17 protein-coding genes are annotated in these 14,585 nt (G+C 67.7%); 12 read left to right on the top strand and 5 right to left on the bottom strand.

All coding sequences use genetic code 11. The annotated features are described in order from the left end of the window. Positions 1–45: 45 nt before the first annotated feature. On the bottom strand, positions 46–1,863 hold the full coding sequence (sucB, locus tag ACHFFZ_RS01235) for a 2-oxoglutarate dehydrogenase, E2 component, dihydrolipoamide succinyltransferase (protein ID WP_394274846.1): 1,818 nt from the start codon (positions 1,861–1,863) through the stop codon (positions 46–48). 148 nt (positions 1,864–2,011) lie between these two features. Then, positions 2,012–3,526, bottom strand: coding sequence for a leucyl aminopeptidase (locus ACHFFZ_RS01230; protein ID WP_394274845.1), 1,515 nt, complete (start codon positions 3,524–3,526; stop codon positions 2,012–2,014). Positions 3,527–3,769: 243 nt separating this feature from the next. Here ACHFFZ_RS01230 and gcvT point away from each other — a divergent pair, with 243 nt between their 5' ends. Continuing rightward, a complete protein-coding gene (gcvT, locus tag ACHFFZ_RS01225) occupies positions 3,770–4,909 on the top strand; it encodes a glycine cleavage system aminomethyltransferase GcvT (RefSeq protein WP_394274844.1) in 1,140 nt (379 codons plus the stop codon). Between the two features lie 71 nt (positions 4,910–4,980). On the opposite strand, the gene ACHFFZ_RS01220 is transcribed toward gcvT, so the two are convergent. The 3 genes from ACHFFZ_RS01220 to ACHFFZ_RS01210 are packed head-to-tail and all read right to left on the bottom strand — an operon-like array spanning position 4,981 to position 6,274. After that, positions 4,981–5,316, bottom strand: coding sequence for a hypothetical protein (locus ACHFFZ_RS01220; protein WP_394274843.1), 336 nt, complete (start codon positions 5,314–5,316; stop codon positions 4,981–4,983). Then, positions 5,313–5,531 carry a hypothetical protein gene (locus tag ACHFFZ_RS01215; RefSeq protein WP_394274842.1) on the bottom strand — a complete coding sequence of 73 codons (219 nt, stop codon included), beginning with the start codon at positions 5,529–5,531 and terminating at the stop codon, positions 5,313–5,315. The genes ACHFFZ_RS01220 and ACHFFZ_RS01215 overlap by 4 nt, the downstream gene beginning before the upstream one ends. A gap of 44 nt (positions 5,532–5,575) precedes the next feature. After that, the gene (locus ACHFFZ_RS01210) at positions 5,576–6,274 is read right to left on the bottom strand and encodes a DUF3043 domain-containing protein (RefSeq protein ID WP_394274841.1); all 699 of its coding nucleotides are present in this window, start codon (positions 6,272–6,274) and stop codon (positions 5,576–5,578) included. A 153-nt stretch (positions 6,275–6,427) separates the two neighbouring features. Between ACHFFZ_RS01210 and ACHFFZ_RS01205 the strand changes: the two genes are divergently transcribed. The 11 genes from ACHFFZ_RS01205 (at position 6,428) to ACHFFZ_RS01155 (ending at position 14,505) form a co-directional block, all read left to right on the top strand. After that, positions 6,428–7,651 carry an anion permease gene (locus ACHFFZ_RS01205; RefSeq protein WP_394274840.1) on the top strand — a complete coding sequence of 408 codons (1,224 nt, stop codon included), beginning with the start codon at positions 6,428–6,430 and terminating at the stop codon, positions 7,649–7,651. 13 nt (positions 7,652–7,664) lie between these two features. Beyond that, the gene (locus ACHFFZ_RS01200; protein ID WP_394274839.1) at positions 7,665–7,961 is read left to right on the top strand and encodes a hypothetical protein; all 297 of its coding nucleotides are present in this window, start codon (positions 7,665–7,667) and stop codon (positions 7,959–7,961) included. 8 nt (positions 7,962–7,969) lie between these two features. Next, positions 7,970–8,284, top strand: coding sequence for a DUF3349 domain-containing protein (locus ACHFFZ_RS01195; protein WP_394274838.1), 315 nt, complete (start codon positions 7,970–7,972; stop codon positions 8,282–8,284). Further along, complete coding sequence (locus tag ACHFFZ_RS01190; RefSeq protein WP_394274837.1) at positions 8,284–8,604, top strand: DUF3349 domain-containing protein; 321 nt, start codon at positions 8,284–8,286, stop codon at positions 8,602–8,604. The genes ACHFFZ_RS01195 and ACHFFZ_RS01190 overlap by 1 nt, the downstream gene beginning before the upstream one ends. A gap of 176 nt (positions 8,605–8,780) precedes the next feature. Continuing rightward, positions 8,781–9,590: a PspA/IM30 family protein gene (locus ACHFFZ_RS01185; RefSeq protein ID WP_394274836.1), complete on the top strand. Its 810-nt coding sequence runs from the start codon at positions 8,781–8,783 to the stop codon at positions 9,588–9,590. Beyond that, positions 9,587–9,874 (top strand): hypothetical protein, encoded by a 288-nt coding sequence (locus ACHFFZ_RS01180; RefSeq protein ID WP_394274835.1) that lies wholly within the window; start codon positions 9,587–9,589, stop codon positions 9,872–9,874. The genes ACHFFZ_RS01185 and ACHFFZ_RS01180 overlap by 4 nt, the downstream gene beginning before the upstream one ends. Next, positions 9,874–10,863 (top strand): glycerate kinase, encoded by a 990-nt coding sequence (locus ACHFFZ_RS01175; protein WP_394274834.1) that lies wholly within the window; start codon positions 9,874–9,876, stop codon positions 10,861–10,863. Before ACHFFZ_RS01180 ends, ACHFFZ_RS01175 begins: the two co-directional genes overlap by 1 nt. A 92-nt stretch (positions 10,864–10,955) precedes the next feature. Further along, positions 10,956–11,309, top strand: coding sequence for a HesB/IscA family protein (locus ACHFFZ_RS01170; protein ID WP_394274833.1), 354 nt, complete (start codon positions 10,956–10,958; stop codon positions 11,307–11,309). Between the two features lie 372 nt (positions 11,310–11,681). After that, positions 11,682–12,386 (top strand): cytochrome c oxidase subunit II, encoded by a 705-nt coding sequence (gene coxB, locus ACHFFZ_RS01165; RefSeq protein ID WP_394274848.1) that lies wholly within the window; start codon positions 11,682–11,684, stop codon positions 12,384–12,386. A 59-nt stretch (positions 12,387–12,445) separates the two neighbouring features. Next, on the top strand, positions 12,446–14,110 hold the full coding sequence (gene ctaD / locus ACHFFZ_RS01160) for a cytochrome c oxidase subunit I (RefSeq protein ID WP_394274847.1): 1,665 nt from the start codon (positions 12,446–12,448) through the stop codon (positions 14,108–14,110). Continuing rightward, positions 14,107–14,505, top strand: a complete 399-nt coding sequence (locus ACHFFZ_RS01155) for a cytochrome c oxidase subunit 4 (protein ID WP_394274832.1) — start codon at positions 14,107–14,109, stop codon at positions 14,503–14,505. Before ctaD ends, ACHFFZ_RS01155 begins: the two co-directional genes overlap by 4 nt. The last annotated feature ends 80 nt before the right edge of the window (positions 14,506–14,585 follow it).

Here is a 14,585-nt window from a genome sequence, read left to right as displayed (position 1 = left end):
ATGCGGGCCCACGGCCTGGCCCGTGACGGGCCGGTGCTGCTGTGATCAGTTGCCGAGCTCGCCGGCGAAGTCACCCTCCTCCAGGCGTGCCTTGACGGCAGCCAGGAAGAGCGCAGCCTTGGCGCCGTCGATCAGGCGGTGGTCGTAGGTCAGCGAGAGGTACATCATGTCGCGCACGGCGATGACCTCGGAACCGTCGACGTCGAGCACCATCGGGCGCTTGACGAGCGCGCCCGTGCCCAGGATGGCGACCTGGGGCAGGTTGATGATCGGGGTGTCGAACAGGGTGCCGGCCGAACCATAGTTGGTGATGGTGAAGGTGCCACCGGCGAGCTCGTCGGGGCTCACCTTGTTGTCGCGGGTGCGAGCGGCGAGGTCGACGATCTTGCGGGCCAGGCCGGCGATGTTCAGGTCGCCGGCGTCCTTGATCACGGGAACCAGCAGGCCCTTCTCGGTGTCGACCGCGATGCCGATGTGCTCGACGTCGTGGTAGGTCACCTCATTGCCCTCGATGGTGGCATTGATGAAGGGGAACTGCTTGAGGGCCTCGATGGAGGCCTTCGTGATGAAGGGGAGGTAGCTCAGCGAAGCACCCTCGCGCTTCTTGAAGTCCTCCTTGTGGGCCTTGCGCAGCTGCGAGATCTTGGTGAGGTCCACCTCGACGGTCGCCGTCAGCTGGGCCGAGCTCTGCAGCGACTCGGTCATGCGCTTGGCGATCGTCTGGCGCAGACGGCTCATCTTCTCCGTGGTGCCACGCTTGCTCGGGTCGGCGCCCTTGGGGGCCGACTTCGGCGCGGAAGGAGCTGCCGGGGCGGCAGGAGCAGCCGGGGCGGCAGGAGCAGCGGCAGGAGCCGGGGCCTTCTTGGCCTCGGCGGCAGCCAGGACGTCCTGCTTGCGGATGCGGCCACCCACACCGGTGCCGGTGACGGTCGACAGGTCAATGTCATTCTCGCTCGCGAGCTTGCGCACCAGCGGGGTGACATAGGGGGTCGACTCGCCCTCGGCGGGGCGCGGGGTGGTGCCGGGCTCGGCGACCTCGGGCTGGGCCGGGGTCGACGGGGCCTTGGGCTCCGGCTCCGGCTTCTCGACGGCCTCGGCCGGCTCGGACGCGGTCTGGGTGGGCTCGGGCGAGGTCTGCTGCTCCGGCTTGGGCTGGGCCTTCGGGGCCTCCTGGGCAGGGGCCGGGGCCTCCTGCTTGGGGGCGGCCTGGGCGGAGGTGTCACCGATGATGGCCAGCACGGCGCCGACCTCGGCCACGTCGTCCTCCTTCACCCGGATCTCCAGCAGGGTGCCGGCAGCGGGGGAGGGGATCTCGGTGTCGACCTTGTCGGTGGACACCTCGACGAGCGCCTCGTCGGCCTCGACGTTGTCACCGACCTCCTTCAGCCAGCGGCTGATGGTGCCCTCGGTGACGGACTCGCCCAGGGCGGGCAGGGTCACCTCGGTGCCCTCGGCGGCGCCGTCAGCGGGGGCTGCGTCGGTGCTGCCGCCGGCCGGGGCCTCGGCCGCGGAGGGATCGGCGGGGGCGGCTTCGGTCTGGTTGGCCTGCTGCTGCTCCTGGACCTCGGCCTCGACGGGCTCTGCGGGCTGGTCACCCGACGGGGCGCTGGACTGTCCGGCCTCGGACTCCTCACCGATGACGGCCAGGACGGCACCGACCTCGGCCACGTCGTCCTCGGCCACGCGGATCTCGAGGACCACGCCAGCGGCGGGGGAGGGGATCTCGGTGTCCACCTTGTCGGTGGAGACCTCGACGAGGGCCTCATCGACCTCGACGGTGTCGCCAACGGCCTTGAGCCAGCGAGAGATGGTGCCCTCGGTGACGCTTTCACCAAGTGCAGGAAGTGTGACTTCGGTCGCCATGAGGTTCGGGCTCCTTTGCAATGCCATGGGTTGTCGTGTACCAGCCTAGCCCCCTGCGCCCGGTGGGGGCACCCGAGGAGGGGTGTGGGGCCGAGGACAGTGCGCCCTCGGCGCACCTTTCCGGGCGCCCCCGGCAGGGGGCGAGGACTCAGTCCTGCAGGCCGCGGGCCAGCTCCACGAGGGTGCGCACGGCATGGCCGGTGCCCCCGGTGGAGGTGTAGTCGCGGGCGGCCTCGTCGTTGAAGGCGGGCCCGGCGATGTCGAGATGGGCCCAGGCGGTGTCGTCCGCGACGAAGTGCTGCAGGAAGGCTGCCGCAGCCATCGCCCCGCCCAGGCGCGAGCCACTTGACTTCAGGTCGGCCACCTTCGACTCCAGCGAGCTGCGGATGTGCTCGGGCACCGGCAGCTGCCAGAACTCCTCGCCAGCCGTCTCGGCGGCGTCGAGGACCATGTCGGCAGTCTGGTCGTCGGAGGCCATCAGGCCGGCGATCCGGTTGCCCAGGGCCACCATGCAGGCGCCCGTCAGCGTGGCGACATCCACCACCAGGTCGGCCTTGTCGGCCTGCGAACGGGCCAGGGCGTCGGCCATCACCAGACGCCCCTCGGCGTCGGAGTTGACGTTCTCCACCGTGGTGCCGCCGTACATGGTCAGCACGTCGCTGGGACGGTAGGAACTGCCAGAAGGCATGTTCTCGGCCATCGGGGCATAGGTGGTGACGTGGACGTCCAGGCCCAGCTCCGCGATGGCGACGGTGGCGGCCAGCACGGCGGCGGCCCCGCCCATGTCGCACTTCATGGTGTACATGCCCTCGGCGGGCTTGAGGTTCAGCCCGCCGGTGTCGAAGGTGATGCCCTTGCCCACCAGGACCAGGTGGTTCTTCGCCCCGCGGGGATGGTGGTCGACGCGCACCAGGCGCGGCGGGCGCTGGGAGCCGCCGCCGACGGCCAGGATGCCTCCGAAGCCCTCCTTTGCCAGCTGCTTCTCGTCGAGCACCTGGACATCGAGCTTGGTGCCCTTGACGAGTTCACGCACGTCCTGGCTGAAGCTCTCGGGGTACAGGATGTTGGCGGGGGTGTTGACCCATTCGCGCGCGACCAGCACTGCGCCGGCGATGGCGCGGGCGTCGGCCAGCGCCTGCTGTGCGGGGGCGCCGGACAGGCTCGTCACCAGGCTGATGCGGGCCACTGGACGCTTCGGCTCACTGCCCAGTGGGGTGAAGCCGTAGCTGCCCAGCAGGGCCCCTTCCAGGGCGCCGCGCACCAGTTCGGCCTCGGCGGTCTCCAGACTGATGGCGACGTGGAGGCTGCGTTCGCCGGCATGCTCTGTCGCGGCGCGCAGGGCCGAGCCACAGCTGCGGCGGGCCTGCTCCGGGGTCAACTCCTCTCCGCCCAGCCCGACGACCAGGAGCTGCTGGCCGAAGCGGGGCAGCAGGGCCGTGTGGCCGCTGGCGGGACGGGCGCCCAGGTCCTGCGCGATCTCGCGCAGCGGTGCGGGGGCGGCCTTCTCGACCGGAGCGGGTGCCCCCACCAGGAGCGGTGCCTCGGTGCTTCCCGCCAGGCCGACCACGACGATGTCGGCCTCCTGGGGGACACGGGGGACGAGTTCGACCTCGGGCAGCTGGGCTCCGCGGGTGAGGGTGCTGGACGGGCGCTGGGTGGGCACAGGTCTGGCCTTTCTGGTGTCTGGGTCTGGAGGTGTTGGTTGTTCTGTTCTGGTGCTTGTTGGTCGAGGTGGCTGTTCGGTGTGGTGGCTGCGGGCGATGGTGGACTGTCTTCAGGCTAGACCAGCCGCCGGATGGTGCACGGGGGCCTGTCAGCCTCACGTGCAGGTCGGCTACCGTGATGGCACCGGGTCTGCCCGCGACGATGCGGACGACCGCGCCGTCCTGTGACGAGAGGGAGCCAGATGACCGAACTGCTTCATTCACCCCTGCACGAGCGACACGAGGAGGCGGGCGCCAAGTTCGCCGAGTTCGGCGGATGGTCGATGCCCCTGGAATATGCCGGTGGCGGGGTGCTGGCAGAGCACCGGGCGGTGCGGGAGTCGGTCGGCATCTTCGATGTCTCCCACTTGGGCAAGGCGGTGGTGAGCGGGCACAAGGCACTGGACTTCCTGAACCTGTGCCTCACCAATGACCTGCACAAGCTCGTCCCCGGGCAGGCGCAGTACACGATGCTGTGCAACGACTCCGGTGGTGTGGTCGACGACATGATCGCCTACGTGCGAAGCGAGGAGGAGGTTTTCCTCATCCCGAATGCGGCCAACAACTCCACCGTGGTTGGCATCCTCTCGGCCCAGGCCGCTCAGGACCGCAGCGGCGATGGCGCCGACATCATCGGCCCCCTCGAGGTCGTCAACCAGCACGACGAGCATGCGGTGCTGGCCGTGCAGGGCCCTCGCTCCGAAGCGGTGCTCACGGCGATGTCGCTTCCCACCACCATGGACTACATGGCCTTCGAGACCATCCAGCGCGACGGTTGGTCGATGACGGTCTGCCGCACCGGCTACACCGGCGAGCACGGCTACGAGCTGGTGGTGCCCGCCGACCGTGCCCTCGAGGTGTGGGACGAGGTGATGGCCGCCGGTGAGCAGTTCCAGATCCGTCCCTGCGGTCTGGGTGCCCGCGACACGCTGCGCACCGAGATGGGCTACTCCTTGCACGGCAACGAGATCACCCCCGAGATCAATCCTGTCGAGGCCGGCATCGGCTGGGCGGTGGGCTGGAAGAAGACCGAGCCCTTCCTCGGCTCCGATGCCCTGCGCGCGGTCAAGGCCGAGGGGCCGGCGCGTCGCATGCGTGGGCTGCTCGCCGTGGGTCGCGGCATTCCGCGCCACGGCATGGAGGTCGTCGATGACCAGGACGAGGTGGTTGGCGTGGTCACCAGTGGCACCTTCGCCCCCAGCCTGAAGCAGGGCATCGGCCTGGCGCTGGTGGACTCCCGCTTCGGGATCGGCGACGAGGTGGGTGTACGCGTGCGCAACCGCGTGGAGAAGTTCAAGATCGTCAAGCCGCCCTTCGTCACGCCGGGGGTGCGCCAGTCCTGAGGACCTGCACGACCAAGATCAATGGGCCCGTCACCACTGGTGACGGGCCCATTGATCTTGGTCTGGGAGGGTCATCCGACCTGTGCCCGGGCGCCACGACCCGCGAGGGTGGGGGCGTCTTCCCGAGTACGTTCACCGCGCAGCAGGACGGTGGCGAATCCGGCCACCACCAGGCCGGTGCCGATCACCACGGGCTGGGAGAGCCTCAGGGCGCGCAGTCGGTCCTCGTAGCTCTGCACCTCCTCAGTGCCCATCACCGAGAAGTCGTTCTTGTGGCAGACGTCACCGGGCCCCATCTCCACTCCCCTGCAGGTCACCTGCAGGTTGCTCAGCCCCCACAGCCCGTAGAGTGCGACGGCCAGCCCAGCCACCAGCAGGGCCAGGTGCGCAGCCCGTTGCCGGTTCACTGCTCGTCCAGCGGCATGGGTCCGTAGACGAGCTGCCCGTCGTCGAACAGGCTCACAGCGGCAACGCCAAGGTCGGCCAGGTCCTCGTAGCCCTGGGTCAGCCAGGCCTCGGCCTCTGCCTGCTCCTCGAAGGGTCGGCCGATCCCTGCGCCCTCCAGCTCGTCGGGGGCCACGTCGGCGCCGGGGGTGAGTTCTGCGGTCCAGGTGAAGCTCATGGGTGCTCCTGTCGCTCGGTGCGGGTGCGTTGTCGGATGGGTGGTCAGTAGCTCTGGCCCCGCTCGATGGCCGGGTGCGGGCGGCGCAGGCTGCGCACGGTCATCATCCGGTTGACCATGTACATCATCAGGCCGCGCTGCTTGGGATTGATCCCGCGCTCGAGGGCGATGCGCTTGAAGGAGCGCCAGCGCAGGACGATGTTGACCAGCCACAGGGCGAAGATCGCGAACATGGTCGCCGAGGTGATCTGCTGCACCAGGTAGTTGCGCGCGAAGATCAGGCTGACGGCCATGATCACCAGCATCAGCGGGATCGTGTACTCGGTGATGGTCATCTGGGCGTCAACGTGGTCGCGCGCCAGTTTGCGGGCGGGGCTGTTCTCAGTGGCCTCCAGGCTGCGCAGGCGGGCCTCCCGGTCCTGCTGGCGCTGGAGCTTCTTGGCTTCCTTGGGCGTCAGCTGCGGGTGCAGGCGGGCCATCCGGGCCGCCTCTGCCTCGGCGCGGGTCGGAGTGCGCGTGCCCTTCCTGCGGGGCTGCCGGGCCGAACCGTCGGCCTTCTCGGGCTCGTTCCTGGTGGCGGCGGGTGCTGCGGGGGCCGTCGGCTCCTGCTGCTGGCGGCGCACCGGACGCAGGCGGGAGGGCCTGTCCTTCGGGTCGCTCTGGTTCGTCTCTGGGTTTTTCGTCTCTGGGTTCTTCGTCTCTGGGGCCTGGTTGCCCTGCTCATAGGGTCGGAACAGTGCCACGTCTCGTCCTCGTCGTCTGGTGCGGGCAGCGCCCGTACGGGCGTGCTCCGACCAATCCTACGGCGTGTCCCGCCGCCAGCAGCGTCATGGATCGTTAACCTCCCGTTGACCCCACGTTTGGGGAGGCCGCAGGGGTGCGCGACACTGTTTCGTGTGACCGTAGAACTCCTCATGCTGGGCCTGGTCGTCATCACCGCGATCGGCTTCGACTTCACCAATGGCTTCCACGACACCGGCAATGCGATGGCCACCTCCATCGCCACCGGCGCCCTCAAGCCCAAGGCGGCCGTGACGCTGTCGGCCATCCTCAACCTCATCGGCGCCTTCCTCTCGGTGGAGGTGGCCCTCACCGTCACCAATGGGGTGGTGAAGATCCAGGACAAGACCGGTGCACCCAAAGCGGAGTATGTCGCCAACCACGGGCACCTGTTGCTGCTCATCGTCCTGAGCGGCCTGGTCGGTGCGATCACCTGGAACCTGTTCACCTGGCTGCTGGGCCTTCCCTCCAGCTCCTCCCACGCCCTGTTCGGTGGCCTTGTCGGTTCCACCCTCGCCGCGACCGGTGCCGATGGCGTGAACTGGGCCGGGGACGGCAGCAAGCTCGACGGTGTTGTCGGCAAGGTCATCCTTCCTGCCTTCAGCTCCCCGGTCGTGGCTGCCCTCATCTCGATGGTGGGGACGTGGCTGGTCTACCGGATCACCCAGGGCGTGGCGGAGCGCTACAAGAACGCCGGTTTCCGTTGGGGACAGATCGGCACGGCCTCCCTGGTGAGCCTGGCGCACGGCACCAATGACGCCCAGAAGACGATGGGCGTCATCACCCTCGCCCTGATCGGTGCCGGGCAGTGGACCGACCTCGAGTCCATCCCGGCCTGGGTGAAGGTCATCTGTGCGGTGGCCATCGCGCTGGGGACCTATCTCGGTGGCTGGCGGATCATCCGGACGTTGGGCAAGGGCCTGGTGGAGATCGACTCCCCCCAGGGCATGGCGGCCGAAGCGGCCTCCGCTGCGGTGATCCTCACCTCGAGCCACCTCGGCTTCGCTCTGTCCACCACGCATGTCGCGACTGGCTCCATCCTCGGCACCGGCCTGGGACGCAAGGGCGCCGAGGTCCGCTGGAGCGTGGCCCTGCGCATGGTCGTGTCCTGGCTGATCACGCTGCCGGCAGCAGGGCTCGTCGGCGCGATCTGCTACGTGATCGGCAAGGCCCTGCCGGGCTATGCCGGACCGCTGGCCGTCTTCGGGATCCTGATCGGACTGTCGAGCTACTTCGTCTGGCACTCGAAGAAGGCGCCGGTCGACGCCAACAATGTCAATGACGAGTGGGATGCGCGCCCCCTCGATCCCGAGACCCACCCCGCCGTCGCGGCGCAGTGAGAGGTGACCTGAGATGCACATCCTGTCCATGTTCTTCAGCGCCATCCTGCAGGTCCTGCTGGTCGGCGTCATCGTCGGCGCGGGTCTTCCTGCCCTGTTCAGCCTCGGGATCAAGTCCCTCGCCTACGGCACCGGTGGGGAGGCCGAGGTGGACCATGCACCCGGCCATCCCATCGGCAAACTCGTCGCCTACCTCTGTTTTGCCCTGGTCATTGCCAGCATCGCGGTGGGCATCGCCATCGTCGTGAGTTCCGGGCTGGGCTACCGGATCGACTTCTCCAACATCATCCCTGTCTTCCAGAAGAAGTGAGGCCCTCCGTGCCCAAGAACGCACTCGCCAAGATCGTGGACTGGCTGCGTGCCGGCTATCCCCAAGGCGTCCCGCAGGGCGACTACGTGGCCCTGTTGGGCGTCCTGCACCGCTCACTGACCGATGTCGAGGTCGATGCCATCGTGGCCGCCCTGGTGGAAGGGCCGGAGGGCGCTGACGGCGAGATCGATCCCGACGAGGTGCGCGAGGCCATCAAGCGGTACGTCCACGAGGAACCCTCGGCCGAGGACATCGACCGGGTGTTGGAGCGGATCGACGCCGGGTGGCGCACGCAGCATCGAGGATCCGAGAGCGGCTCCTGATGTTCACCTATCTCGAACGGGCAGTTGAGTGGCTGAAGGCGGGATACCCACAGGGGATCCCGGCCAATGACTACATCCCGCTGGTCGCAGTGCTGCGCCGCAAGCTGACCGATGAGGAGATCGAGCAGCTCGGACGCGAACTCAGCAACCAGGGGCTCGTCCCGGCCGACCGGATCGACGTCGGCACCGGCTACCTCAGGATCACCGACGAGCTGCCCAGCGTGCAGGAGCTGCGCCGGATCACCGAGCACCTCCGACGCTCGGGCTGGGAGATCGAGGACGATGCCTGGCGCACCGTGCCCGGCTCCGGGGTCGGCTGAACCGCCGGAACAGGACCACGAAGGACGACCCCGGGGCCATGTGCCCCGGGGTCGTCCCTGATTGACAGACAGCTGACAGCGCAATCAGTGTGTTGCGCGCCCATGGGCCCCATAAGCTGGTCGACGAACGCCGGCTCCACCGACCGGCACCACCGACCGTGGAAGGACCGACCCACATGGCAGGCATTTTCCAGCGCATGTCGACGATCTTCAGGGCCAAGGCCGACAAGGCCCTGGACCGTGCCGAGGATCCGCGCGAGACCCTCGACTACTCCTACCAGCGCCAGCTGGACCTCCTGCAGAAGGTGCGCCGAGGCGTCGCCGACGTGGCCACCAGCCGCAAGCGGGTCGAACTGCAGGCGCAGCAGCTCAACTCCGAGGTGGACAAGCTCACCAACCAGGCCCAGCGTGCCCTGGAGCAGAACCGCGAGGACCTCGCCCGCGAGGCCCTGACCCGCAAGTCGGGCCTCCAGCAGCAGCTCGGCGACCTGCAGGCGCAGCACGCGCAGCTGCAGGCCGAGGAGGAGAAGCTGGTGCGCGCCTCCACGCGACTGCAGGCCAAGGTCGATGCCTTCCGGACCCGCAAGGAGACCATCAAGGCGACCTACTCCGCCGCCGAGGCCCAGACCCGCATCAACGAGGCCTTCAGCGGCATGAGCGAGGAGATGGGCGATGTCGGCATGGCCATCCAGCGCGCCGAGGACAAGACCCAGCAGATGCAGGCCCGCGCTGGCGCCATCGACGAGCTGCTCGCCTCGGGCGCCCTGGACGACCCGTCGGGCACCTACAAGGACGACATCACCCGCGAGCTGGACCAGCTGGCCTCCAGCGGCCAGGTCGAGGACGAGCTGGCCGCCCTGAAGGCCAAGGTCAGCGGTGAGGTGACCTCCGGACGCGAGCAGGCCCCCGCCATCGAGGGCGGCCAGTCCACCCCCACCGGCGCTCCCGAGCAGGTGCGCACCGAGCGTCAGGGGGAGCAGGCATGATCGTCCGCATCTTGGGTGAGGGCCAGTGGCGCATCGACGAGGGCGCCCTGGCAGACCTGAACACGCTCGACCAGCAGGTCGAGGACGCACTGGCCGCGGGTGACGAGCCCGCCCTGCAGTCGGCCTTGGCACGTCTGCTCGACGAGATCCGTGGCGGCCAGCCCGTCGCTGACGACGAACTGGTCGAGTCCGACCTGATCGTCCCCGACGCATCCTCCAGCCTTTCCGAGGTCAGTTCCTTCCTGGCCGAGCAGGGCCAGGGGGAGGGGTTGATCCCGGGTTGATGCGCGTCGTCGTTGCATGCGGCCCCTACGAGGGGCTCGGACCCGAGGCCACTGGAGTTGCCATCGCCCGGGCCTGGGCCTCGTTCGGAGCCGAGGTGGCGGTTGTGCCGATGGCCGAGGCCGGCACGGACTTCGCGCCGGCCTTTGCCGCCCTCACATCAGGCGCTTCGGACCACCTGCTGGTCACCTGCCCCGACCTGTCCGGTAGGGAGGCCTCCACGATGGTGGGGCAGGCCGTCGGCGACGCCCTGGACGGATGTGCCCCCGAGGTACGCGAGGTCTGGGTGGACATCGTCGGTGCCGACTGGCGTGACGGTGGAGCGGGCATGCTCGCGGCCCTCGGCGCGGTTGCCGACGTGCCGCTCGACCGGGGCGTCGACGCCTTGGCCGGCATCACGCAGATCGACCTGGCTCCCGTGCGCGCTCGTCTCGCAGGTCGCCTGCTCCACCTGGTGGTGTCCCCTCAGGGCGAGGCCGGCCACCTGACGGGCATGCGGGGCATCACGGCGGCCCACGGCCATGCCCATGGTGCCGATCCGGCCGAGATGCTTGCCCAGGATCAGGCGCTGGTGGACCTCGCTGCCGCCTGCGGTCGTCCGGAGCTGGCCACCGTCGCAGGTTCGGGTGCACAGGGTGGCCTGGGCTTCGTTGCCCTGCTGACCGGCGGTCGCGTGGCCACCGGGCCCGCATGGTGCGCCGAGTTCGCCGGGCTCGCAGGCACCATCGCACAGGCGGACCTCGTGGTGACCGGCTACGACCAGCTGGAGTTCGGGACGAAGGGTGGTGCCCTGGTCCCACTGGTCGCCGAGCTCGCGGAGCAGGCCATGCGACCGGTGGTGGCCGTGGCGCGCCACAACTGGGTCTCGGCCCGTGAACTGCGCACGATGGGCATCGAGGAGGGCTACACGCTCTCGCCCGAAAATGAGCCGCTCACCACAACCCAGGTCACCAGCGTCTGCCTGCCCGTGGCACGGACCTGGAGCTGGTGAACCAACGGGTACTGTTGACAAGGTCCACGCCGGGAATAGCGGCCGCGCCAGCCGGCGTTGAGGACGTGAACCGTCCGTCCAGGAGGAGACACATGACTGACACCACCATCCAGCCCACCACTGACGGCATCGTCCTGACCGACGGCGCCGCCGCCAAGGTCAAGTCGCTGCTGGAGTCCGAGGGTCGCGACGATTTGGCCCTGCGCGTGGCCGTGCAGCCCGGCGGCTGCTCGGGCCTGCGCTACCAGCTCTTCTTCGACGAGCGGGAGCTCGACGGGGATGTCGTCAAGACCTATGACGGCGTCAATGTCGTCACCGATCGCATGAGCGCCCCCTACCTCGGTGGGGCCACCATCGACTTCGTGGACACCATCGAGAAGCAGGGCTTCACGATCGACAACCCCAACGCGCAGGGGTCCTGCGCCTGTGGCGACTCCTTCCACTGAGTCGTTCCGCACATCAGCACAGCGTCCCGCTGCATCGGATCGATGCGGCGGGACGCTGGATTTTGGGTTAGTCTTTGGGCGAACCCGCCACGGTTGCGTCTCCTCACGAGTGTGCTGTGACCAGCCATGGCAACGTTTCGAACTCGGGGCCTGCGGGTCCCACTCCCCCTGGGGAGCCATTCACGGTGGAAGGGCATTGACGTGGGTCGTGAACTCAACGGGTTGCGCCGCAACTTCGGCAGGGCCACTGCGCTGGGGCTGGGCAGCGCTGTGTTGCTCGGGCTGGCCGGTTGTAGCAGCCAGACCGGTGAAGGCCGCGGACAGCTGGCCCGCGTCGGACTGGTGGAGCCCGCCTCGGACCGCGCCCCCTTCATGGGGGACCTGTGGGTCGGGGCCTGGGTTGCCAGCGCCGTCATCGGGGTCATGGTCTGGGGCCTGATCTTCTACTCGCTGTTCAAGTTCCGCCGCCGCGAAGGCAACGAGGTGCCGCGCCAGGTGCGCTACCACGTGCCGCTGGAGGTGCTGTACACCTCGGTGCCCTTCCTGATCATCGTGGTCCTGTTCTTCTACACCGTGAAGGCGGAGAACCGGGTCCTCGCCCAGGTCGACCAGCCGGCCCACACCGTGAACGTGGTGGGCCAGAAGTGGTCCTGGACCTTCAACTACATGGAGCAGGACAACCCCGAGATCGGCGCGACGGTCCACGAGGTCGGCACGATCGAGAAGATCCCCGAGCTCGTCCTGCCCGTCAACAAACCGGTGCGCTTCAACATCTACTCGGCTGACGTGATCCACTCCTTCTGGGTCCCGGCCTTCTACTTCAAGATGGACGCGATCCCCGGCAAGCCCAACAGTTTCGACCTCACCCCCACCAAGACGGGCACCTTCGACGGCAAGTGCGCCGAGCTCTGCGGCACCTACCACGCCGCGATGCTGTTCACCGTCAAGGTCGTGAGCGAGGACGAGTACACCGCCTACGTCAAGGGCCTGGCCGACAAGGGCCAGACCGGTGAGCTGGTCGGCCCCGCCGGCAACTCAGCCCTGCCGACCGCTCCGCACAAGGAGGAGAAGAAGTGACCACGCTGTCGCGCACCACGGGCGCTCCTGCACAGCAGGTGCGCCGTCGTGAACACTCCATGGGCCGTCTGTTCATGGACTATTTCACGACCACCGATCACAAGAAGATCGGCAAGCTGTACATGATCACCAGCTTCATCTTCTTCGGCATCGGTGGTCTCATGGCTCTCGCGATCCGTGCGGAGCTGGCGAGCCCGGGCATGCAGTACATGACCCACGAGACCTTCAACCAGATGTTCACCATGCATGGCACGATCATGCTGCTGATGTTCGCGACACCGGTCTTCGCCGCCTTCGCGAACTTCTTGGTCCCCCTGCAGATCGGTGCACCCGACGTCGCCTTCCCGCGACTGAATATGTTCGCCTACTGGATCTACCTGTTCGGCTCCCTGATGGCTTGCGCAGGCTTCCTGACCCCGGACGGCGCCGCCTCCTTCGGCTGGTTCGCCTACGCCCCTCTGTCGAACTCGCTGAACTCACCGGGTGCCGGTGGCGACCTGTGGATCATGGGCCTCTACCTCTTGGGGCTGAGCTCGATCCTGGGCGCGGTGAACTTCCTCACCACCATCATCGCGATGCGTGTTCCGGGCATGACCATGTTCCGCATGCCCATCTTCACCTGGAACATCCTGGTCACCTCGATCCTGATCATCCTGGTCTTCCCCGTGCTGGCCGCTGGCCTGCTGGTGCTGGCCAGTGACCGTATCCTCGGCTCGCACATCCTGGATGCCTCCAGTGGTGGTCCGATCCTGTGGCAGCACCTGTTCTGGTTCTTCGGCCACCCCGAGGTCTACGTGCTGGCCCTGCCCTTCTTCGGCATGGTCACCGAGGTGCTGCCGGTCTTCAGCCGCAAGCCCATCTTTGGCTACGTCGGCCTGGTCTTCGCCACCATCTCCATCGGTGCCCTGTCGGTGTCGGTGTGGGCCCACCACATGTTCGTCACCGGTGCGGTGAGCCTGCCCTTCTTCAGCTTCATGACCTTCACCATCGCCGTCCCGACGGGCGTGAAGTTCTTCAACTGGATCGGCACCATGTGGGGTGGTTCCATCAGCATGGAGACCCCGATGCTGTGGGCCGTCGGCTTCCTGACCACCTTCCTCTTCGGTGGCCTGACCGGCGTCATGCTGGCCAGCCCTCCCATGGACTTCAATGTCTCCGACACCTACTTCGTGGTGGCGCACTTCCACTACACGCTGTTCGGCACGGTCGTCTTCTCGATGTTTGCCGGATACTACTTCTGGTGGCCCAAGATCACCGGGCACATGCTGAACGAGACCTTGGGCAAGATCCACTTCTGGTTGCTCTTCGCTGGCTTCCACATCACCTTCCTGATCCAGCACTGGCTTGGTGTGGAGGGCATGCAGCGCCGAATTGCCGACTACCTGCCGAACACGGGCTACACCATGTTCAACCAGATCTCGACCTTCGGCGCCTTCCTGCTGGGCTTCTCCTTCATCCCGTGGCTGATCAACGTCTACCTGTCCTTCAAGAGCCCGAAGGTCACCGTCAACGATCCGTGGGGCTGGAGCCGCTCGATGGAGTGGGCCACCAGCTGCCCGCCGCCCCGCCACAACTTCACGTCGCTGCCCCGCGTGCGCTCGCCGTACCCGGCCTTCGACATGAACCATCCCGAGCTCGCTGACCACGGTGACACCGGCCTCCAGGCCAGCTTCGTGGCGGCCGAGACCGAGTCCGCCCGAGAGAACGCAGGAGTGGCCCGATGAAGGTCGAACGGAATATCTTTGGCTTCCTCGGCGTCTTCTACCTCGTCTGCGCCCTGGTCTACTGGTTCGGCTTCACCCACGAGTGGGTCGGACTGATGGTCCTGCTGCTGTCGAGCGCGATGTCGCTGATGATCACCGCCTACCTGTGGGCCATTGGTTCCAAGAACGACGTTCCGCTCTCCGACAACGGTGACGCCGAGATCGCGGAGGGTGCAGGCGCGCTGGGCTTCTTCCCGCCCCAGAGCATCTGGCCCTTCTGGACCGCGCTGACTGCCTCGCTGCTGCTGCTGGGTCCCATCTTCGGCTGGTGGATCTCCCTGCTGGCACTCGGCATGGGCGTCTGGGCCGTCGCGGGCTGGTGCTACGAGTTCTACCGCGGTGACTACGCCCACTGAGCCGTGACCACCTGACCGGCCGAACGCCGGCAGGCAGGCAACACTCTGTACTGGCTGCGGGCCCCGACTCCATGGACTAA

Source organism: Luteococcus sp., assembly GCF_043424415.1.
Classification (GTDB): Bacteria; Actinomycetota; Actinomycetes; order Propionibacteriales; family Propionibacteriaceae; genus Luteococcus.
This window is presented reverse-complemented; position numbering and strand designations above follow the sequence as displayed.

Excerpts from the sequence above, each read along its gene's own strand:
- ACHFFZ_RS01175 (WP_394274834.1), top strand. The coding sequence starts at position 9,874 with ATGCGCGTCGTCGTTGCATGCGGCCCCTACGAGGGGCTCGGACCCGAG.
- ACHFFZ_RS01180 (WP_394274835.1), top strand. The coding sequence starts at position 9,587 with ATGATCGTCCGCATCTTGGGTGAGGGCCAGTGGCGCATCGACGAGGGC.
- coxB (WP_394274848.1), top strand. The coding sequence starts at position 11,682 with ATGGGGGACCTGTGGGTCGGGGCCTGGGTTGCCAGCGCCGTCATCGGG.
- ACHFFZ_RS01155 (WP_394274832.1), top strand. The coding sequence starts at position 14,107 with ATGAAGGTCGAACGGAATATCTTTGGCTTCCTCGGCGTCTTCTACCTC.
- ACHFFZ_RS01200 (WP_394274839.1), top strand. The coding sequence starts at position 7,665 with ATGCACATCCTGTCCATGTTCTTCAGCGCCATCCTGCAGGTCCTGCTG.
- sucB (WP_394274846.1), bottom strand. The coding sequence starts at position 1,863 with ATGGCGACCGAAGTCACACTTCCTGCACTTGGTGAAAGCGTCACCGAG.
- ACHFFZ_RS01215 (WP_394274842.1), bottom strand. The coding sequence starts at position 5,531 with ATGAGCTTCACCTGGACCGCAGAACTCACCCCCGGCGCCGACGTGGCC.
- ACHFFZ_RS01185 (WP_394274836.1), top strand. The coding sequence starts at position 8,781 with ATGGCAGGCATTTTCCAGCGCATGTCGACGATCTTCAGGGCCAAGGCC.
- ctaD (WP_394274847.1), top strand. The coding sequence starts at position 12,446 with ATGGGCCGTCTGTTCATGGACTATTTCACGACCACCGATCACAAGAAG.
- ACHFFZ_RS01190 (WP_394274837.1), top strand. The coding sequence starts at position 8,284 with ATGTTCACCTATCTCGAACGGGCAGTTGAGTGGCTGAAGGCGGGATAC.
- ACHFFZ_RS01170 (WP_394274833.1), top strand. The coding sequence starts at position 10,956 with ATGACTGACACCACCATCCAGCCCACCACTGACGGCATCGTCCTGACC.
- gcvT (WP_394274844.1), top strand. The coding sequence starts at position 3,770 with ATGACCGAACTGCTTCATTCACCCCTGCACGAGCGACACGAGGAGGCG.